Source organism: Devosia elaeis (assembly GCF_001650025.1).
In the GTDB taxonomy this organism is placed as follows: Bacteria; Pseudomonadota; Alphaproteobacteria; order Rhizobiales; family Devosiaceae; genus Devosia; species Devosia elaeis.
In genome coordinates this window covers 13,641-33,985 of the sequence record NZ_LVVY01000122.1, presented here as the reverse complement: position 1 = coordinate 33,985, position 20,345 = coordinate 13,641, and the positions used below count along the sequence as shown (strand labels likewise).

General features: G+C 65.4%; 17 protein-coding genes. 10 read left to right on the top strand and 7 right to left on the bottom strand.

Translation table 11 applies throughout. The features are described from left to right. The first annotated feature begins 594 nt into the window (after nt 1-594). On the top strand, nt 595-2,220 hold the full coding sequence (locus A3840_RS16055; RefSeq protein ID WP_067459140.1) for an alpha/beta hydrolase: 1,626 nt from the start codon (nt 595-597) through the stop codon (nt 2,218-2,220). A 20-nt stretch (nt 2,221-2,240) separates the two neighbouring features. After that, nucleotides 2,241-2,672 carry a nucleoside deaminase gene (locus A3840_RS16050; protein ID WP_067459137.1) on the top strand — a complete coding sequence of 144 codons (432 nt, stop codon included), beginning with the start codon at nt 2,241-2,243 and terminating at the stop codon, nt 2,670-2,672. 183 nt (nt 2,673-2,855) lie between these two features. Here A3840_RS16050 and A3840_RS16045 read toward each other — a convergent pair whose 3' ends face one another. Further along, entirely contained in the window at nt 2,856-4,313 is a 1,458-nt protein-coding gene (locus A3840_RS16045) for a M81 family metallopeptidase (RefSeq protein WP_067459131.1), read from the bottom strand. A gap of 170 nt (nt 4,314-4,483) precedes the next feature. Between A3840_RS16045 and A3840_RS16040 the strand changes: the two genes are divergently transcribed. The 6 genes from A3840_RS16040 to A3840_RS16015 all read left to right on the top strand — a co-directional run bounded on the left by A3840_RS16040 (nt 4,484) and on the right by A3840_RS16015 (nt 10,449). Then, on the top strand, nt 4,484-4,867 hold the full coding sequence (locus tag A3840_RS16040) for a RidA family protein (RefSeq protein ID WP_067459128.1): 384 nt from the start codon (nt 4,484-4,486) through the stop codon (nt 4,865-4,867). 127 nt (nt 4,868-4,994) lie between these two features. After that, nucleotides 4,995-5,768 (top strand): SDR family oxidoreductase, encoded by a 774-nt coding sequence (locus A3840_RS16035; protein ID WP_067459125.1) that lies wholly within the window; start codon nt 4,995-4,997, stop codon nt 5,766-5,768. Further along, nucleotides 5,765-6,829: a D-TA family PLP-dependent enzyme gene (locus A3840_RS16030; protein ID WP_067459122.1), complete on the top strand. Its 1,065-nt coding sequence runs from the start codon at nt 5,765-5,767 to the stop codon at nt 6,827-6,829. Before A3840_RS16035 ends, A3840_RS16030 begins: the two co-directional genes overlap by 4 nt. Before the next feature lie 40 nt (nt 6,830-6,869). After that, complete coding sequence (locus A3840_RS16025; protein WP_067459119.1) at nt 6,870-7,700, top strand: amidohydrolase family protein; 831 nt, start codon at nt 6,870-6,872, stop codon at nt 7,698-7,700. A gap of 56 nt (nt 7,701-7,756) precedes the next feature. Beyond that, the gene (locus A3840_RS16020; protein WP_067459116.1) at nt 7,757-8,596 is read left to right on the top strand and encodes a sugar phosphate isomerase/epimerase family protein; all 840 of its coding nucleotides are present in this window, start codon (nt 7,757-7,759) and stop codon (nt 8,594-8,596) included. A 98-nt stretch (nt 8,597-8,694) separates the two neighbouring features. Further along, the gene (locus A3840_RS16015; protein ID WP_165603200.1) at nt 8,695-10,449 is read left to right on the top strand and encodes a diguanylate cyclase domain-containing protein; all 1,755 of its coding nucleotides are present in this window, start codon (nt 8,695-8,697) and stop codon (nt 10,447-10,449) included. On the opposite strand, the gene A3840_RS16010 is transcribed toward A3840_RS16015, so the two are convergent. The 6 genes from A3840_RS16010 to A3840_RS15985 form a co-directional block, all read right to left on the bottom strand. Beyond that, on the bottom strand, nt 10,430-11,188 hold the full coding sequence (locus tag A3840_RS16010; RefSeq protein ID WP_067459110.1) for an iron ABC transporter ATP-binding protein: 759 nt from the start codon (nt 11,186-11,188) through the stop codon (nt 10,430-10,432). The genes A3840_RS16015 and A3840_RS16010 overlap by 20 nt on opposite strands. Continuing rightward, a complete protein-coding gene (locus A3840_RS16005) occupies nt 11,185-12,141 on the bottom strand; it encodes an iron chelate uptake ABC transporter family permease subunit (protein ID WP_067459106.1) in 957 nt (318 codons plus the stop codon). Before A3840_RS16005 ends, A3840_RS16010 begins: the two co-directional genes overlap by 4 nt. 94 nt (nt 12,142-12,235) lie before the next feature. Then, on the bottom strand, nt 12,236-13,198 hold the full coding sequence (locus A3840_RS16000; protein WP_067459103.1) for an ABC transporter permease: 963 nt from the start codon (nt 13,196-13,198) through the stop codon (nt 12,236-12,238). A 226-nt stretch (nt 13,199-13,424) separates the two neighbouring features. Next, nucleotides 13,425-14,348 (bottom strand): siderophore ABC transporter substrate-binding protein, encoded by a 924-nt coding sequence (locus A3840_RS15995; protein WP_245676650.1) that lies wholly within the window; start codon nt 14,346-14,348, stop codon nt 13,425-13,427. A 127-nt stretch (nt 14,349-14,475) separates the two neighbouring features. After that, nucleotides 14,476-15,387 (bottom strand): LysR family transcriptional regulator, encoded by a 912-nt coding sequence (locus A3840_RS15990; protein WP_165603199.1) that lies wholly within the window; start codon nt 15,385-15,387, stop codon nt 14,476-14,478. Nucleotides 15,388-15,469: 82 nt separating this feature from the next. After that, complete coding sequence (locus tag A3840_RS15985) at nt 15,470-16,207, bottom strand: sulfite exporter TauE/SafE family protein (RefSeq protein WP_067459094.1); 738 nt, start codon at nt 16,205-16,207, stop codon at nt 15,470-15,472. A gap of 360 nt (nt 16,208-16,567) precedes the next feature. Here A3840_RS15985 and A3840_RS15980 point away from each other — a divergent pair, with 360 nt between their 5' ends. Next, nucleotides 16,568-18,322: an ABC transporter ATP-binding protein gene (locus A3840_RS15980; RefSeq protein ID WP_082903964.1), complete on the top strand. Its 1,755-nt coding sequence runs from the start codon at nt 16,568-16,570 to the stop codon at nt 18,320-18,322. Continuing rightward, the gene (locus A3840_RS15975; RefSeq protein WP_067459088.1) at nt 18,319-20,217 is read left to right on the top strand and encodes an ABC transporter ATP-binding protein; all 1,899 of its coding nucleotides are present in this window, start codon (nt 18,319-18,321) and stop codon (nt 20,215-20,217) included. Before A3840_RS15980 ends, A3840_RS15975 begins: the two co-directional genes overlap by 4 nt. Nucleotides 20,218-20,345: the final 128 nt, after the last annotated feature.

Below are 20,345 nucleotides of genomic sequence, written 5' to 3'. Positions count from 1 at the left end.
CAACCCCATCTCCATCCGGCTGATGGGGGGAGGATAAGGTAGGTGGAGGGGGTGGGGATAAGTTTCGGTTTTTTGCGGGTTCGTGCCATTCGCGCATAGCGCTCATGGCCTTCTCGCCTCAAATCTCTCCGCTGGAGAGATTTGCCCTGCGGGGCGGCTCGAAGCCCCTCATCCGGCGCTTCGCGCCACCTTCTCCCCGAGGGGGAGAAGAATTGGTGCGGCGTTTGCCCTTATTCCTCTCCCCCTCGGGGAGAGGGTGGATCGGGCGAAGCCCGAGACGGGTGAGGGGGATGGGCGGCAGGGTGTTTGATTTCTAACGCCACTGCTTGCCGGCACCCCCTCCTAGCTTCGCTAAGCCTTCGGCCAAGCTGCGCTACCCCCCCCGTCAAGGGGGAGGTGGGCCGGTGCTTGAGGCGAGAAGGCCATGGGGGAGGTGAAGACGGTGTTTGTGTGGGGCTCGCCCACCATAAGTGATTGACCGGCATGGCCCCGCGGGGTCACCTAGGGCGCATGGATGTCCGGCGCGTTTCTTCCAGCTCGTCTTGGACCAGAAGGGCCGATGCCTTCTGGGATGCCATCTCGCGGCATTTTTCCATGCCGGGCCTGCTGGTGGGTTCGGTGTTCTTCACGCTGTCGCTGACGCCCTCGCTGCTGCCGCGCACCGAGATCGTGCAGGGCATTCTCTCCGGCTGCTGCTTCGCGGTCGGCTATGGCATCGGCAATCTCGGCCACTGGCTCTGGGGCTTTCTCGGGCTCAAGGTGCCGCCGGGGCGGGTGACCCGGGCCATGGGCATGCTGGTGGCGCTGATCGGCCTGGCCCTGGTGCTGATTGCCCTGGGCTACGCCAATTCCTGGCAGAATTCGGTGCGCGCGGTCATGCAGATGCCGCCGGTGGATCAGTTCCAGCCCCTGGTGATCGCCGCCGTCGCCCTGCCGATAGCGGCGGCCCTGATGGTTCTGGGCAAGCTGTTGGTCATGCTGATCCGGCTGGTCTGGTCCTGGCTGTCGCCGCATCTGCCCCGCCGGGCCGCCCTGGTCCTGGCCGTCCTGCTGGTGGCCATCGTGGTGGGCGCGCTGGTCAACAACCTGTTCTGGCGCAGCGCCCTGCGCGCCGCCGACAATTTCTACGAGCGGCTCGACGCCTTCGTGTCCACCGACGATGCCCCGCCCACCGGATGGGACGAGACCGGCAGCGCCCAATCGCTGATCGACTGGGACACGATCGGCAAGGATTCCCGCATCTATGTGCAATCGGGTCCCAGCGCCGCCGAGATCGCGGCGCTGACCGGCCGGCCCGCCATCGAGCCGCTGCGCACCTATGTGGGCCTGCGCTCGGCGCCCAGCGTGCAGGCCCGCGCACAATTGGCGCTGGACGAACTCCTGCGCATCGGCGCCTTCGAGCGCTCGGTACTGGTGCTGATCATGCCGGTGGGCACCGGCTGGGTCGACCGGGCGGGCATCGACACGCTGGAATATCTCCATGGCGGGGACGTCGCCAGCGTGGCCGTGCAATATTCCTACCTCACCAGCGCCCTCTCGCTGCTGGTCGAGCCCGAATACGGGGCCGAGACCGCCCAGGCCCTGTTCGACCTCGTCTATGCCTATTGGACCAATCTGCCGCGCGACAGCCGGCCACGGCTCTATCTCTACGGCCTCAGCCTGGGCGCGCTGGCCTCGCAGAATTCCACCACCGTCTATGACGTGCTGGGCGATCCCTTCGACGGGGCGCTCTGGGCCGGGCCGCCCTTTTCCAGCTCCATCTGGGGCCGGGTCACCGAGAGCCGCCAGCCAGGCACCCCGTTCTGGCTGCCGCGTTTCGGCAATTCCTCCTCCATCCGCTTCATGAACCAGTCGGGCGCCCAGGGCTGGGACGATATCCCCTGGGGGCCGATGCGCATCGTCTTCCTGCAATATGCCAGCGACCCGATCGTCTTCTTCTCCTTCGCCGCCGACTGGCAGAAACCGGCCTGGTTCGATGCGCCGCGCGGGCCCGACGTGTCCCCGGCGCTCAATTGGTATCCCATGGTCACCTTCCTGCAATTGGCGCTGGATACGGCCCTGTCGCAGACCGCGCCGGTGGGCTATGGACATGTCTATTCGCCGCGCGACTACATCGATGCCTGGTATGAGGTGACCCAGCCCCCCGGCTGGACCCGGCCCCAGCTCGAAGCGCTGAAATCCGCCATCGACCCTCTCGACTACGCCCCGTTTCCGCCGTGACCGACCTGACCGAAAAACCCATGGAACTGGCGCTGCGCCTCGCCGCGGAAGCGGCCGCGCAGGGCGAGGCGCCCATCGGCGCGGTGATCGTGCAGGGGGGCCGCCTGCTCGCCGCCGAGCGCAATCGCATGCAGGCCCTGGCCGATCCCACCGCGCATGCCGAAATGCTGGCCATCCGCGCGGCCCTCGTGGCGCGCGGCACCGGGCGGCTCGACGGCTGCGATCTCTATGTGACGCTGGAGCCCTGCGCCATGTGCGCCGGGGCCATCGCCCATGTGCGGCTGCGGCGGGTCTATTTCGGCGCCGAGGACATCAAGGCCGGGGCGGTGGAAAACGGCGTGCGCCTTTTCGACCAGCCCACCTGCCACCATAGGCCCGAAGTCATCGGCGGCGTCTCGGCCGGCCGGTCCGAAGCCATGCTGGTGGAGTTTTTCAGGACACTGCGGGATTAGAGCTCCATCCCTCCCTCCTGAGGGGGGAAAAGCGGAAGAGCATCAAACCCATTCGGATCGTCACCCTCGGGCGTGACCCGAGGGTTCTTTGTCTTTGGGTTGTATCGCAAACGCCCTCGGGTCCAGCCCGAGGGTGACGAGCCGTGGGTGGGGGTGCCTCCGTTCAAGGGAAGCCGCGCCCATTCACCCCCACGGATTTTCCACCATCGGCCAGATATCGCGCCGCGCCTTGCGGTAATCGGTCTCTGCCGGCCGGTTCGGATAGGGCTTGCCGGCCGAGCAATAGATGATCTCGGAAGCGATCCGGGAGAATGAATCGTAGAAATGATTGGTCGATTTGATCAGGAGGATTTTCCGCGTCTTCGGGTCGATGCCCATGGCCGAGAACAGGCTGGGATCGAAGCTCTGCGCGCGGGTGGAATTGAGGATGACGTCGATGCCGTCGAACTGCACCCAGGCCGCGTCCCCGAAGGGCGCATAGCTTTCGCCGAACTTCATCTCGGCATTGCGCACCAGCGCCTTGACCACGACGCGCCTGTCGATGGGATTGCCGGTAAAGGGCGCGGACTTGGCGCCGAAGCGCAGGGCGATCTCGGCGCCTTCGCCGGCCGCGAAACAGATCTGCACCGCGATCGGGTCCCAGATCGTGCCGACGGCGACGTCCGTCGCGCCCCGGCGGATCAATTCGTCCAGGATGATGGTGGCATCGCCCGCCGTGCCGCCGCCGGGGTTGTCCCAGACATCGGCGATCACCACCGGCCCGCGCGGCGCGGCCAGGGCTGCGTTCACGGCGGCTTTCTCGTCCACCTGCTCGACCATGAAGGTGCCGCGCATGGCGAAGAGTTCGCGCCCCAGCCGTTCGGCCAGACCGGCGCCCAGGTCGGGCTGGTTATCGGTGATCGCCACCACTTTGGTGCCCATTTCCGGCACGTCGCCGGCCATGAACCCATGCACGACCGACAGCGAGAGCAGGCCGGGCTCGGTGTTCTCCAGCGCCATGAGCCGGTCCACGAAGCCGCGCATGGGCTGTTTGGACGTGGGGAAGACATCGATCATCCGGCAATCGAAAATGCTCATCACCGGCTTGATTTCGCCCTTGAGCGCGCCCACCGCGATGGCCCAGAGGTCGCGGGCCCGGTCGACGAAGTCGGTGTGGGGGAATTCCTTGAAATAGACAAAGAAATCGGCCGCCTCGGCGCGTTTTGCGGTCAGGTGGCTATGCGGGTCCAGTTCGGCGCAGACCAGCACGTCCGGCCCCACGATCGCGCGGATGCGCGCCAGCAGGTCGCCCTCGGGATCGTCATAGCCCTGCGCCACCATGGCCCCGTGCAGGCCCAGCACCACGCCGTCGACCGGCAGGGCGGCCCGAAGCTGGCCGAGGATTTCGTCGCGCAATTCCTCATAGGTCGCGCGCGCCACCAGGCCCGCCGGATCGGCCCAGCTCGCCGTGCCCTCGACCAGCGTCCAGCCCTCGCGGGCGCAAATCTCGCGGCCGATCGTGATCGGCGCGGTGCACAGGGTCGGCGTGGCCGGATGCTGTCCCGGCTTGGCGTGCAGCGAGGCCTCGAAGGCTCGCTTGTCGATGGCGATGGGGGAAAAGGTATTGGTTTCCGTCGCAAGGGCTGCGGTGAAGATACGCAAGGGCAGGCATCCATCTGGTCAATCGGCGCGCCGCGCCACGCTACACCAAGGCGCAAATGCAATCACGTAAGAAATTTACATTTTGCTCCGCCGCCATGCCGGACAATCTCGATTTGTCGGCGCAAACACGCTAATAGAAGAAATTCAGTTTCAGAAGTGAGGGAATTGCGATGCCGATCAAGCGCTATGGTGCGGAAAAATCCGGTGCCGGTGGCCAGAACCTGCCCTTTGCCCGTGCGGTGGAAGCGGGCGGCTGGCTGCACGTGTCGGGACAGGTGGCCATGAAGGATGGCGAAATCGTCGGTACCGGCATCATCGAGCAGACGCATCTGACCATCCAGAACATCATCGCCATTCTCGAAGAGGCGGGCTACGGTCTCGAACATGTGGTGCGCTGCGGCGTCTGGCTCGACGACCCGCGCGATTTCTGGAGCTTCAACGCGGTCTACAAGAGCTATTTCGGTGATCATCCCCCCGCTCGCGCCTGCGTGCAGAGCCATATGATGGTCGATTGCAAGGTCGAGATCGACTGCGTGGCCTATAAGGGGCCGTGAGCCGCATTTTTTCGAAGACCTCATCCTGAGCCTGTCGAAGGACGAGGTCGGGCATTCGGTGGCTGCGACCTCGTGGTTCGACAGGCTCACCATGAGGTCTGGGATGCTTCGGTAACAGGGTAGGCCAATGACAAATCCCTTCCGTCTCGATGGCAAGACCATCCTCATTTCCGGCGCCGGGGGCGGCATCGGCCGGGTGCTGGTGGAGACCTTCCACGCCGCCGGCGCAGAGGTCATCGGCGCCGACCGCGACGCGGACATGCTGGCCGGCCTGAACCTCGTGCGCAAAGTCCTGTTCGACCAATCCGACGCCAGGGCGACGCGCGCCGCCATCGCCGCCGATATCGCCGCCCATGGCGCGCCCGATGCCGTCATCGCCAATGCCGGCTTCACCCGCGCCGAGCATTTCGATCATCTCGACGACGACATCTGGGCCAGCGAAATGGCCATCAATCTCAATGGCGCCTATGCGCTGGTCGATCCGATCGTGGCGGCCATGGCGGCGCGCGGCGCGGGCAATGTGGTGCTGGTCTCCTCGGTCAATGCCCTGGCCCATTTCGGCAATCCGGCCTATTCGGCGGCCAAGGCGGGGTTGATCGCCTATGCCCGGGCCATTGCCGTCGAACGCGGCGGGCAGGGCGTGCGCGCCAATGTGGTGGCGCCCGGTTCGGTGCGCACCCCGGCCTGGGATCATCGCCTGGCCGCCGATCCGCGCCTGCTCGACAAGGTGCTGCCGCATTACCCGCTGGGCCGCATGGTCAGCCCTGAGGAAGTGGCCCATGCGGCTTTGTTCCTCGCTTCCGACGCCGCCTCGGGTATTACCGGGGTGACCATTCCCGTCGATGCCGGGCTGACCTCCGGTAATCTCCGCTTCGTCAACGAGGTTCTGCGGGCCAAATGACTCATTATTCCACCCTCGATACCCCCTCCGTCCTCATCGACCTCGACAAGGCCGAGGCCAATCTCCGGCGCGCCCAGGATGCGGCGAACCGGGCCGGGCTCAACCTTCGCCCCCATATCAAGACCCACAAATTGCCGTTCTTCGCCAGGAGGCAGGTGGACCTGGGCGCGGTCGGCATCAATGTGCAGAAGCTGGGCGAGGCCGAGGTGATGGCCGATGCCGGCCTCACCGATATCCTTTTGACCTTCAACATCATCGGCGCCGCCAAGCTCGCCCGCCTCAAGGCCCTGCATGAGCGCGTCACCATTCGCGTCGTCGCCGACAGCGCCGAATGCGTGGCCGGGCTTGCCACGACCTTCACCGATCCCGCGCGGCCGCTCGGCGTTTTCGTCGAATGCGATACCGGCATGGGGCGCTGCGGCGTGCAATCGCCCGAGGCGGCGCTGGACCTGGCCCGTCGGATCGTCGCCGCGCCCGGCCTCGAATTTGCCGGGCTGATGACCTATCCGGCCGCCGGAAAATACAAGCAGGCGGCCGAATGGCTGGCTGCGGCCAAAGCCCTGTTCGACGCCGAAAGCATCCCCGTCCCGGCCATCACCACCGGCGGCACGCCTGACATTTGGCACATGGAGGCGGCGGCGGGCGTCGCCACCGAATATCGCCCCGGCACCTATATCTACATGGACCGCTCCCAGGTCGCGGCGGGCGCCGCCAGCTTCGAGGATTGCGCGTTGACCGTGCTGGCTACGGTCGTGTCGCGCCCGACCGAGGATCGCGCCATCATCGATGCCGGCTCCAAGGCGCTGACCAGCGACCTGCTCGGCCTGGTCGGCCATGGCTATGTGCTCGACTATCCCGAGGCAAAGATCACCGGCCTCAGCGAGGAACATGGCACGATCGACCTCTCGGCCTGTGCCCAAAAGCCCGGGATCGGCGACAGAATCCGCATCATTCCCAATCATTGCTGCCCGGTGACCAATCTCTTCGACCGGGTCTATCTGCTCTCGGGCGACAATCTGGTGGAGACCCTGCCGGTGGCCGCGCGGGGCAGGGTGGACTAGCCGGCCCTTCCCGGAGAATATCGGCAAAGGGAGGCCCGCCTTGCATATTCTCGATACCCATCTGCACCTGATCTATCCGGACCGCTTCCGCTATCCTTGGATCGGTCCGGGCCACAAGCTCGACCGCGCCTGGACGCGCGAGCAATATTTCGCCGAGGCCGAAGCGCTGGGCATCGTTTCGGCGCTCCATATGGAAGTCGATGTCGCCGAAACCGACATCGTGGCAGAAACCGCCTTCGTCACCGGGCTGCCCGGCATTGCCGGCGCCATCGCCGCCTGCCGCCCCGAGCATGACGGCTTCGAACGCCAGGTCGAAACCCTGCTGGAAGCGGGGCAGGGCCGGGTAAAGGGCTTCCGCCGCATTCTCCATGAAGTGCTGGACGATGTCAGCCAGACGGGGCTGTTCGTCGAAAACCTGCGCCGCCTCGTGCCCCATGGCGTCACCTTCGATCTCTGCCTGCGCGCCGATCAATTGCATCTGGGCAAGCGCCTCGCCCGGGCCGTGCCCGACCTCACCTTCGTGCTCGACCATTGCGGCAATCCCGATATCGCCGGCCTGGGCCTCGATCCCTGGCGGGCGGCCCTGGCCGATATCGCCACCTGTCCCAATGTGGTCGGCAAGGTTTCGGGCCTGGTCAATCATTGCGCGCCCGGCTGGAGCGCCGAGACCCTGCGGCCCTATGTCGAGCATGTCATCGCCTGTTTCGGCTGGGACCGGGTGGTCTGGGGCTCCGATCATCCCGTGGCCACCATTACGGGCGGCACCCTGACCGGTTGGGTCGATGCCGCGCGCGCCATCGTCGCCGGCGCCAGCGACGACGAAAAAGCCGCACTCTTTCACCGCAACGCCGAGCGGGTCTATCGGATTTAGCTTTTCCTTGCCCCCGTTCCGGGCGCATGAAATCCTCTGCCTAAAAGGAGTCCATCATGGCCGATCCCGCAAGCCGCATCGCCGTTTCCACCTGGTCGCTGCACCGCCTCCTGGGCACCACCTATCCGCACGATCTGACCACCGATGCGGTCAGCGACGGCGAGGACACCTATGGCGAGGGCGAGGAATCGCTGCTCGGCCTGCCCTCGGTCCTGGCCAATCACGGCTATCAGCGGCTGGAGATCGTCTCCTTCCACCTGCGCAGCCGCGACGCGGTCTATCTCGGCGAATTGCGCGACCAGCTCAAGGTCTCGGGCGTGACGCTGCAGACCCTGCTGATCGATGCCGGCGACATGACCGATCCCCTGGTCGGCGAACGCGACACAAACTGGATCGCCGGCTGGATCGACGTCGCCAATGCGCTGGGCGCCGAAAATGCCCGCGTCATTGCCGGCAAGCAGCCGACCTCGAGCGAGGCGCTCGAACGCTCCGTCCTGGGCTTCCGGGAATTGCTGGCCGCCAATGCCGGCTCGCCCATGCGCATCGTCACCGAGAACTGGTTCGACCTGCTCTCCACGCCCGAGGCAGTGCATGTCCTGCTCGACCAGCTCGATGGCCAGGTGGGCCTGCTCGCCGATTTCGGCAATTGGACCGGGCCGGACAAATATGAGGGGCTGAAATCCATCTTCCCCCGCGCCTCGCTCTGTCACGCCAAAGCCGATTTCTCCGGCGGGCAGATGGACGAAGCCGATTACGGCCTCTGCCTCGCCGCCGCCGAGGAAGCGGGCTATGCCGGTCCCTATACGCTGATCTTCGATGCCGACCATCCGGGCGAATGGGCGGGCCTGGCCCAGGAGCGAGACTTCATCCTCTCCCGGATCGGCCAGGCGTTTTAGCCGCCGCGCCCGCTTCCGCCCGGCATTGCTCGAAAATCGCCGGGTTTTGCGCAAAGGGCGAAAGGCTGTTGTTAATGGCCTTGCGCCATGATGGCCGGATGGGAGCGAGACGTCCGGCCATTGCGATGGGTGATCCGGCCATCCACCCGCTGGGCGGCGGGAGGATGGCGACGGCCGTGCTCGATGCCGCCCCGGTCGGCATGCTGCTGGTCGGGGGCGAGGGGGCCGTGCTCTATTCCAACCGCGCCTTCTCCGAGATGGTGGGCTATGTGCCCGCCGGCGAGCACCCCTTTGCCTTTCTCGACATGGTGCATGAGGACGAGCGCCTGGCCCTGCGCCTCCAGCTCGAGCGGCTCGCGCGCGGCGAGGCCGGCGCCTGGCGCGGCGAATGCCGGTTCCGCCACGCCGATCGCGCCTTTCTCTGGTTCATGGTGGCCGCCAAGCTGCTGGAGGGCGAGGCGGGGGCGCCCGGCGCGCTCATCGTCCAGCTCACCAATATCGAACTGCAGAAAAAGGCCGAGCAGGCGCTGGCCTATTCCGAGGCCCGCTGGAATTCGGCGCTGGAAAGCGCCCGCCAGGGCGTGTGGGATTACGACCTGCGCCGCGATCGCATGTTCTATTCGCGCATGTGGCGGGTGCTGCGCGGCATTCCCGCCGACGAGGATGTCGGCACCGACCACGACGCCAATTGGCTCGACCGCATCCATCCGGATGATCGGGACTGGGTCCGCAGCGTCGCCCGCAAGCAGGGGGAGGGCGTGGAGGGCTATGACACGCTCGAATATCGCGAGCGCACCCGCGACGGGCGCTATGTCTGGATCCTCAGCCGCGGCAAGCCCATCGAATGGGACGAAGACGGCAATGTGCTGCGCGCCGTGGGCACCGATACCGACATCACCCATCTCAAGACCATCGAACTGGAACTGGCCGCCGAAAAGGAGCGCCTGCGCGTCACCCTCGAATCCATTGCCGACGGCATGATTTCGGCCGATGCCGAAGGCCGGGTCGCCTTCATGAACGCCGCCGCCGAACAGCTCACCGGCATGCCGGCCGCCCAGGCGCGCGGCCGCCCGGTCGATGCGGTGTTCCGCCTGCGCAGCGACCAGAGCGGTGCCTTGCTGGACTGCCCGGTCCGGTGCTGTTTCGAGCGCGGAGAGCCCGTGCGCGTGGAGCATGATGCGATTCTGCTCGGCCATGACGGAGCCGAACGCGACATCTCCTGCACCGCCGCGCCGGTCCTGGCCAAGGGCGGCGCCACCCTGGGCGCGGTGCTGGTCTTCCAGGACGTGACGCAAAGCCGGGCCTTGCAGAAGCAATTGGCCCATACCGCCAGCCACGATGCGCTGACCGGGCTGGCCAACAGAGCCGCCTTCGAGCACGTGCTGGAGGCGACCATCCAGGCCGGCCGCGCCAATGGCCGCACCTCCAGCCTGATCTATGTCGATCTCGACCATTTCAAGCCGGTCAACGACAATGCCGGCCATGCGGCGGGCGATGCCCTGCTCAAGCAGGTGGCGCAGACCATCCGCGAATCCTGCCGCGCCCACGACCTGGTGGCGCGGATCGGCGGCGACGAATTCGCGGTGATCCTGGAGGGCTGCCCGCCCGAGGCTGGCCGGCAGGTCGCCGGCAAGATCGTGCGGGCCATCGGCGCGCTGGTCTTTCCCTGGGCCGGCCGCGAATACCGTATCGGCGCCAGCGCCGGCCTGACCATGGTGAGCGCCGAGCCGTCCTCGCCGCTGGGCTTCATGGGCGAGGCCGATGCGGCCTGCTATGCGGCCAAGGCCGAGGGGCGCGGCCGCGCCGTGGCCTTCGGCGACATGCTCGATCCGCTCAGCCGTAATAGACGCTGATCAATTGCCCGCCGATTTCGTGGACCTTGATGTCCATCTCATAGATGCCTGAAAGCACGTCGGGTCGGATCATCGCGCTGGCCGCCCCCTGGGCAGCGACCTTGCCGTGCTTCATCGCCACGATATGGTCCGAATACCAGGAGGCGAAATTGATGTCGTGCAGCACCAGAACGACAGTCTTGCCGAGGTCGTCGGCCGCCTGGCGCATCAGCTTCATCATGCCCATGGCATGCTTCATGTCGAGATTGTTGAGCGGCTCGTCCAGCAACAGGTAATCGGTGTCCTGCGCCAGCACCATGGCGACAAAGGCACGCTGCCGCTGGCCCCCCGATAGTTCATCGAGAAAGCGGTCGGCCAGCAGCCCCAGGTCGAGATAATCGATGGCGCGGTCGATATGGACCTTGTCATCCAGCGTCAGCCGCCCCCTGGAATGGGGATAGCGCCCGAAGGCAACGAGGTCGCGCACGGTCAGCCGCGCCGTCATGTGATTGTCCTGGCGCAGGATCGACAGGCGCCGGGCCAGTTCGTCGCTGGGCGCCTTGGTCACATCCAGCCCGCCCACGGTCACGGTTCCCATATCCATGGCCATGAGCCGGCTGACCATGGAAAGCAGGGTGGATTTGCCCGCGCCATTGGGGCCGATGATCGAGGTGATCCCCCCTTGCGGCAATTGCAGGGAAACCCCGTCCACCACGCAGGCGGCGCCGTAATTCTTGGTGACATTGGAGGTGATGATCATCGGGCCGATCTCCGCAGGACGAGGGCGATGAAGACGATGCCGCCCAGAAATTCGATGATGATCGAAAGGGCGGTGTCGAAGGCGAAGACGCGTTCCAACAGGGTCTGCCCGCCCACCAGCGCCACGATGGCGAGCAGGATCGCGGCGGGCAGCACGTAGCGATGCTTGGAATTGCCCACCAGCGAATGGGCCAGCGTCGCCACCAGCAGGCCGAAAAAGGTGACCGGCCCGACGAGAGCGGTCGAAACCGACACCAGCACCGCCACCATGGAGAGGATGATGACCACGACGCGCTTGTAGTCGACGCCGAGGTTGATCGCCTGGGCGCGGCCCAGCGACAGCACGTCATAGGTGTGCATCAGCCTGAGGCCGACCAGGCTCACCGCGACGACGATGATGCAGGAAATGCCCAGCAGCGTCGGATCGGTGGTGGCGAAGCTGGCGAACAGGGTGTCCTGCAACACGTTGAAGGCACCCGGATCGAGCATGCGCTGCATGAACTGGCTGAGCGAGCGGAACAGCACCCCGAAAATGATGCCCACCAGCACCAGGAGATGCAGGCTCCGCTCCTCGCCCAGGAACAGCCAGCGGAACAGGATGCCGGAAAAGCCGATCATCACCAGCACTTCGACCAGGAACTGCACCTGGCTGTCGAGGCTCACCAGCGCGCCGACCCCGAGGAAGAACACCAGGGCGGTCTTGATCAGCACATAGAGCGCGTCGAACCCCATGATCGAGGGCGTGAGGATGCGGTTATTGGTCACCGTCTGGAACAATACGGTGGAGACCGCCACCGAATAGGCCACCAGCAGCAGACCGAGCAGCTTCTTGCCGCGGAAGGAGAGCACGAAGCTCCAGCTGCCCTTGGCGCCCAGCGTCATGAACAGCACGATGGAAATGACGGCCAGCAGCGCCAGCCCGATCAGCACCAGGGCCGGCCTCGAAGACCTCATGGTGAGCCTGTCGAACCGCGAGGTCGGGGACGTCGCGGCTTCAGGGCCACGGCCTCGTCCTGCGACGGGCTCCGGATGTGGCCTGGTGTCGAGATCACGTTGCATGGCGCGGCGTCCTCAGCAGCAGATAGAGAAAGACCGCGCTGCCCACCACGCCCATGACCACGGCGATAGGGATTTCGTAGGGGAAGCGGATGATGCGCCCGGCAATGTCGCAGGCCAGCACCATGCCGGCTCCGCCAATGGCCACCCAGGGCACGGTGCGGCGCATATTGTCCCCGATCATCAGGCTGACCAGGTTGGGCACGATGAGGCCAAGGAAGGGAATGGCGCCGACCGAAACCAGCACCACGGCGCTGACCAGCGAGACGATGACCAGGCCCAGCACCATGACGCGCTGGTAATTGAGGCCGAGATTGGTGGTGAAATCCTTGCCCATGCCCGCCACTGTGAAGCGGTCGGCGGCGATATAGGCCAGGATGCAGCAGCACAGGCCGATCCACAGCAATTCATAACGCCCCCGGATGATCCCGGAGAAATCGCCCATGTTCCAGGCCAGCAGCGAGGCCATGAGATTGGCGCGATAGGCGATGAAGGCGGTCAGCGCCCCGATGATCCCGCCCAGCATGATGCCGACCAGCGGCACCATCAGCACGTCGCGCAGCGGCACCACCTTGAGAATGCGCAGGAACAAAGCCGTGCCGCCCAGCGCGAACAAGGCGGCCACGCCCATCTTGGCCATCAGCGGCCAGCCCGGCGCCAGCAGGGTGACGACGAGAAAGCCGAGCGCGGCGGATTCGCTGGTGCCGGTGGTGGAAGGCTCGACGAAGCGATTGCGCACCACCATCTGCATGACCAGGCCGGCAATGGCCATGGACGCGCCGGCCAGCACCAGCGCCAGCGTGCGCGGAATGCGGCTCACCAGCAGCACTTCCATGGCGCGGCCATCCACGCCGCCGGCCAGCAGGCTGGAAATGGACACATCGCTGACACCGACAAAGACGCTGATGACGGCCAGGACCAAGGTAATTATGGAAGCAAGAATGAGCGCGGGCACGGGGCGGGACCTGTCTCGGCAATTCCTCTCCCCTTTGGGGAAAGGTTATCGGATATGGATCGCAGGTGCCCCATCCACGGATCGTCACCCTCGGGCTTGACCCGAGGGCTCTTCGTCGGTGGGGTCCGTTGCAAGAACCCTCGGGTCAAGCCCGAGGATGACGAGCCGGAATTATGATGCCATCCGGAGACGGCGGCCCGGCGCGTCTGGTCGAGGGGAAGTCCCCTTACCCGTTCAAACCAGCCAGGACCTGGTCCAGCAGCAGCATCACGCCCTGGTAGCCATGCATGGAAATGTAGGAAGCCTGCGGATCGAGATAGACGATATGGCCTTCCTTGGCGGCATTGGTCTGGTTGAACAGCTCATTGTCGAGCAGGGCGGCGGCTGCGCCATTGTTCTCGCCGGTGCCGGCATCGCGGTCGACCACGAAGACCCAGTCGGGGTTCACTTCGAGCAGGAATTCGAACGACACGGCATCCCCGCCATGGTCGCCGTCCTTCACATTGTCCAGCGCCGAGGGCATGCCGATTTCGTTATAGACCCAGGCCACGCGCGAATCGGGGCCGTAGACGCCCAGCTTGCCGGCATTGGTGACCAGCACCAGGGCCGTGCCCTTGCCTTCGGCGGCGGCGGTGACTTCGGCAACCTTGGCGTCGAGCGCCGCATTGAGCTCCTCGGCCTTGGCCTGGAGGTCGAAGACCTCGCCCAGAAGCGCGATATTGTGCTTGATGCCCGAGATGAACGCGGTGTTGTTCACCGACAGGTCGATGGTCGGCACCAGATCCTTGGCGGTCTCGTAGGCGGCGGCCGAGCGGGCGGCGACGAAATAGACATCGGCCTCGGCGGCGGCAATGCCTTCGAAATCGGGCTCGAACAGCGAACCGATCTGCAGCGCATCGGCCGGCAGCTTGTCGGCGAGGTAGCTCGGTGCGTTCGAGGACGGCACGCCGGCCACGGCGACGCCCAGGGCGTTCAGGTTGTCGAAGGCGGCCCAGTCCTGGGTCAGCACTTTTTCCGGCACGCCCGAAATGGTCGTTTCGCCCTGCGGATGGGTGATGACCTTGTCCTGCGCGATGACAGCGCCGGTCAGCGAGAGAGCACCGGTGACGAGGGCCGCGACGAGGGCGGTAGAGCGGAAGAGCGGGTTCACGGGAACGATCCAATCCAGGTTGACGGAAATCGCGCCGTAAATATGACGACGCTTATCTGGTTTCCTAGACTCGGCCCTCCTGCGCTGTCAAAGGAAAATATGACGCAGTTAGTCCGATATTATCTTCCTATGTCGAAGGTAAGTAGGTTTCCCCCGCCAGCGCCATGAAGCTCTTCATCGCCGCCGAGAGCGGGCTGGACTTGCGCCGCGCCAGCAGCAATTGCCGCATGGCCCAGGGTTCGGCCAGGGGCGCGCAGACCAGGTCCGTGCCCGCCAGCAGGTGGAGGCTCGTGGAGCGCAGGAAGCCGATGCCGAACCCGGCCTCCACCATGCGCACCAGGGCCGGGAAGCTTTCCACGCGCAAAGCCTCGGTCAGCGCCTTGCCCGCCTTGCCGGCCGCCTCGCTCAGCAGCCGGTCGAGCGAGCCGGCATGGTGGATGCCCACGATGGCATGGGGCAGCACCGCCTCGAAGGGCAGGGCCTTGCGCGGCTCGATCTGTTCGGCCAGCGGATGTTCGGGCGGCGCCAGCACCCAGACCCGCTCGTCCTCGAACGGCTTGATGTCGAAGCGCTTGAAATCGTAATTGTCCGAGACGATGGCGATGTCGGCCTGGCCCTCGTCCAGCGCCAGCAGCGCCTTGGCGGCTCCCATCTCGCCGATGGAAATCTCGATGCCCGGATATTTGGCGGCGAACTTGGCCAGCAATTCCGGCAGCCGCCCGGTCAGCGCCGAACTGGTGCAGGCCAGCCTGAGGCTGCCCCGCTGCCCCGAGCCGAAATCGGCCATGATCGCGTCGAGATCGGCAATCGAGCGCAGCACGGTGCGGCAGCCTTCCGCATAGGCCTCGCCCGCCTTGGTCAGCCGCACCCCATGGGCGGAGCGGTCGAACAGGACCACGCCCAGCCGCGCCTCGAGGTCCGATACCCGCCGGCTCACCGCCGAGGAGGCTATGCCTTCCCGTTCCGCGGCGCGGCCGATCGAGCCGGTCTCGGCCAAAAGCAGGATGAGGCGTGCGGTTACGCTGTCGAAAGGTGCCATGTCGTCTCCCGCCGGCACCATAGTCCATCGCGCCGGAAAGTGGGAATTGCTTTTCGCTTCCGGCGCTGCGCCCACAGGAATCTCAGCTCCCCATCACCAGCGACAGGCCCCGGACGAGAAAGACCAGCCCGATCAGCGTCACCACCCAGCGCGTCCAGGTGCGGAAGCCGTCGTCGCTCATGCGCTGCAGGATGTGATAGCCCAGATTGGTCCCCGCCACCGCGAAGGGCGCCGCGACCAGCACCAGCAGCCAGTCCCCGCTGCCCATGGCCGTCGCCAGCCCGCCATAGAACAGCACCTTGGCGGCATGGGAAATCACCTGCGTCGCCGCCTTGGTGGCGATCACCCGCCGCCGGTCCATCTGCGTGCGGATGAAGAACACGTCCACCGTCGGCCCGGACACGCCCACGGCCAGGTTGAGCCCGCCGCCCAGCAGCCCGCAGAAAAAGGCGTGGTGCGGCTTGCTGGCATCGAGCGCCAGCCAGCTTCTGGGAATCCAGACCAGGATGGGCATGAGTCCGACCGCGATGCACACGGTGGCCAGGTCCGGACTGTAGCGCAGGATGAACAGCGCGATCGCCGCCGCCACCAGCCCCATGCAGATGAAGCCCAATATGCGGCAGTCGATATAATCGCGGCTGAACCAGGCCCGCGAGCCATTGGCCACCACCTGGATGGCGCCCTGCACCGCGATGGCCGTGGCCACCGGCAGCACCGCCAGCATGGCGGCCAGCAGGATCAGCCCGCCGGCCATGCCGAAAATGCCCGACAGGGTGGAGGTGCAGAAGACGGCGAGGGCGATTATGGCGTAGAGGATCATGGCGGGCTCCCGCCCCTCTGATGCGCCTTCGCCGCCGCCCGCGCCATCGCCGCTTGGGCAAGGGGGCTTGCCGCCGCCATCCTCTCGCGCGGGGCCATGCCGGCCCGCGCGCCGCCTCTGTCATAAATTTGCATTCTTTGCGCAGATTGCATCTTGAATGGCAGAGATATTGCGCCTTTTATAGGCAGGCGAGTTTGATTTGCCCGATCGCTGGTCGTCGAACTTCCTGCCTGTCGGGCTTCCATTTTTGATGTCTGGATTTCTCCCTTGATCACCCTCAAGGCTGGCCGCGACCGTTCGCGCGGCGATGCTCGGGACCATGTCGCCGCTGCCGATGCCGGCAAGGGCAAAGGTCCCCTCATGCGGATCACGTTGTTTTCGCTGCGCCATTACTGGCAGGCGAGCATCGCCATCGGCGCCACCATCGTGGCGGCCATTCTCCAGCTCTGGATTCCGCGCCTATTGGGCAGCGCCGTGGACCAGGCGCAGAACGTGCTGAGCAACGCCCCCGAAGGCGCCCAGCAGGCGCTGATCTGGACGGCGCTGACCCTGTTCGCCGTCTCCGTCGCGCGGGGCCTCTTCACCCTGTTGCAGAACTATTTTTCGGAAAGCGTCGGTCACCATGTCGGCTACGAGCTGCGCCTGGCCTTTTACGACAAGGTGCAGAAGCTCTCCTATTCCTATCACGACCGCGTCCATTCCGGCGATCTCATCACCCTGGGCCTGCTCGATCTCGATGGCCTGCGCATGTTCTTCTCCACCGGCCTGGTGCGCACCATCCTGTTGACCGTGCTGATCGGCGTCGGCGCCTATATGCTGCTCACCACCGATCTGGTGCTGGGCCTCTTGGCGCTGAGCTTCGTGCCCTTCGTCGCCTGGCGCTCCTCGGTGGCCCAACTCACCCTGCGCTCCACCTGGCTGGTCCTGCAGGAAAAGCTCTCCGTGCTCACCCGCGTCATGGAGGAAAATCTCGGCGGCATCCGCGTGGTGCGCGCTTTTTCCGGCCAGAAATTCGAATTGTCCAAGTTCGACGACGCCTCCAGGGCCGCGCTCGAACTAGCGCATCGGCGCGTGCATGTGCGCGTCAAGAACACCTCGATGATGACCTTTTCCTTCTTCACCGCCATGGGGCTCGTGCTCTGGGTCGGCGGCACCAAGGTCATTGCCGGCGAGATGAGCGTGGGCACGCTGGCCTCCTTCCTCACCTTCATGACCATCCTGCAGATGCCGGTGCGCCAGCTCGGCCTCATGGTCAATTCCTTCGCCCGCGCCGCCACCTGCGGCGACCGCTTCTATGGCTTCCTCGATGCGCCCGTCGAAATCGAGGACCGGCCCGGCGCCACTCCGCTGAAGATCACCGCGGGCACGCTGCGCTTCGAGGACGTTCATTTCACCTATCCCGGCGCCTCCCATTCCACCCTCAACGGCGTCAGCTTCGAGGGCCGGATGGGCCAGACCATCGGGATCGTCGGCGCGCCGGGCAGCGGCAAATCCACGCTCGCCCACCTCATTCCGCGCTTCTACGACGTCACCTCGGGCCGCATCACGCTGGATGGGCAGGACGTGCGCGAGGTGACCCTGCAAAGCCTGCGCCGCTCGGTCGCCGTGGTGCAGCAGGATTCCTTCCTCTTCACCACCACCATCGAGAACAACATCGCCTATGGCGATCCCTGGGCCAAGGAACGCAAGATCGAGCGCGCCGCCGAAAGCGCCCAATTGCACAATTACATCATGGGCTTGCCCGCCGACTACGACACGGTCGTGGGCGAGCGCGGCGTCTCGCTTTCGGGCGGCCAGCGCCAGCGTCTTTCCATCGCCCGCTCGCTGGTGCTCAAGCCCGCGGTGATGATCTTCGACGATTCCACCGCCGCCATCGATGCCGGCACAGAACACCGCATCCGCTCGGCCATCCGCCGCTATGCCAAGGACAGGGTGACCATCATCATCGCTCATCGCCTCTCTTCGCTCATGCATGCCGACCTGATCCTGTTCCTCGAAGACGGCCGCGTGGTGGAGCGCGGCTCCCATGCCGAACTGCTCGAACTGGGCGGCCGCTACCGCGCCCTCTACGATCTGCAGACCCGGCCCGGCGACGATCTGGAGGCAGCGGAATGAGCGTGGTGGACGACGACGAACGCGAAGTCGCGGCCTTTCCGGGCCAGCGGCCGCCCCGCGCCTCGGTGGGCAGCCACAAGATCGAGGAAGAGGTCTTCGGCAAGGCCTATGATCCGCAGACCGTGCGGCGCATCTGGGCCTATGTGCATCCCTATCGGCTCAAGATTTATCTCTCGGTCCTGGCCGTGCTGGTTTTCACCGGCACCCAGCTCGCCATCCCGCTCATTATCGGCAATGCCATCGATACCGGCATGGTGGCGGGCGGCAATCTCGAAAACCTCACCTGGGCCATAATCGCCTTCGCCATCGCCATCCTGGTCAATTTCGCCGCCTCCTGGGTGCAGGAAACGCAGGTGGGGCAGGTGGCCGAAAATGTGCTCTTCGACATGCGCCGCGCCATGTTCGCCCAGCTTCAGCGCGTCTCGCTGTCCTATATGGACAAGACCGAGGTGGGCCGGCTGATGAGCCGCCTCCAGGGCGACGTCAATTCCATGCAGGAATTCCTCGAAACCTCGGTGATCTCGGTCGGCGACCTGGTGTTGCTCTTCGGCATCGTCGTCGTCCTGCTCAGCCTCGATCCGTTCCTCGGCCTGCTGACGATGGCGACCATGCCCATCCTCTTCATCGTCCGCATCTTCTGGCTGCCCCCGGCCAAGCGCGCCTTCTGGGCCGCGCATGAAACCAATTCCCTTACCAATGGCGCCATGGCCGAGGGCATCAATGGCGTGCGCACCGTGCAGAACCTGGATCGCCAGAAGGTCAATTTCGACCTCTATGACGACAAGGCCTATCACAATCTGCGCACCCAGCTCACCGGCTCCAAATATGCCCAGGTCATGGTGCCCATCGTCGACAGCCTCACCGGCCTCTCCATGGCCACCGTGGTCATCGTGGGCGGCGCCATGGTGCTCAATGGCTCCATGCAGGTCGGCGTCATCGTGGCCTTCATCTTCTATATCCAGCGCTTCTTCGACCCGATCCGCTCGCTCACCATGCAATATTCGATCATGCAGCGCGCCATGACCTCGGGCCGCCGCATCACCGAAGTGCTCGATCTGCCCGTGGTGATCCAGGACAAGCCCGATGCGGTGGTGCTGACCGGCGACATGGACGGCTCGGTGGCCTTTCACGACGTGGTCTTCGGCTACGATCCCAAGCGCCCGGTGCTGAAAAACGTCTCCTTCCGCGTCAATCCCGGCGAAACCGTCGCCCTGGTCGGTCCCACCGGATCGGGCAAGACCAGCGCCATGGCCCTGGTCCACCGCTTCTATGAAGTGCAGGGCGGGGCCGTGCTGGTCGGCGGCCATGATGTGCGCAACGTCACCCAGGAAAGCCTGGGCGAGCAGGTGGCCATGGTGCTCCAGGAGCCCTTCCTGTTCACCGGCACGATCTTCGAGAACATCCGCTACAACAAGGCCTCGGCCAGCCGCGACGATGTCATCGCCGCCGCCAAGGCCGTGGGCGCGCATGAATTCATCTCGCGCTTCGCCAATGGCTACGACACCATGCTCGAGCAGCGCGGCTCCAACCTGTCGCTGGGCCAGCGCCAATTGCTGAGCTTCGCCCGGGCCCTGGTGGCCGATGCGAAAATCCTCGTCCTCGACGAGGCCACCGCCAATATCGATTCCTATACCGAGCGGCAGATCCAGAAGGCGCTCGAAGTGCTGCTGGAAGGCCGCACCGGCATGGTCATCGCCCACCGCCTCGCCACCATCCGCGGCGCCGACCGCATCATCGTGCTGCAGAACGGCGAGAAGATCGAGGAAGGCAATCACGACCAGCTCATGGAACTGGGCGGGCTCTATTCCAAGCTCTACAACATGAACTATGCCAGCTTCGACGACATCCCCGACGACCTGGTCGCCCAGGCCAACGCCAAGGCGGCGAGTACGTAGAGTTTGCCTTGAGCGAGGGGACGGCTTCTGCGCCCCCTCGCCCCTTAGGGGAGAGGGTAGCGGCGCCAGGAGCGCAGCGACTTACAAAGCTGGGGTGAGGGGTGAAAGTCCCGCCTATGCCGCGCCGC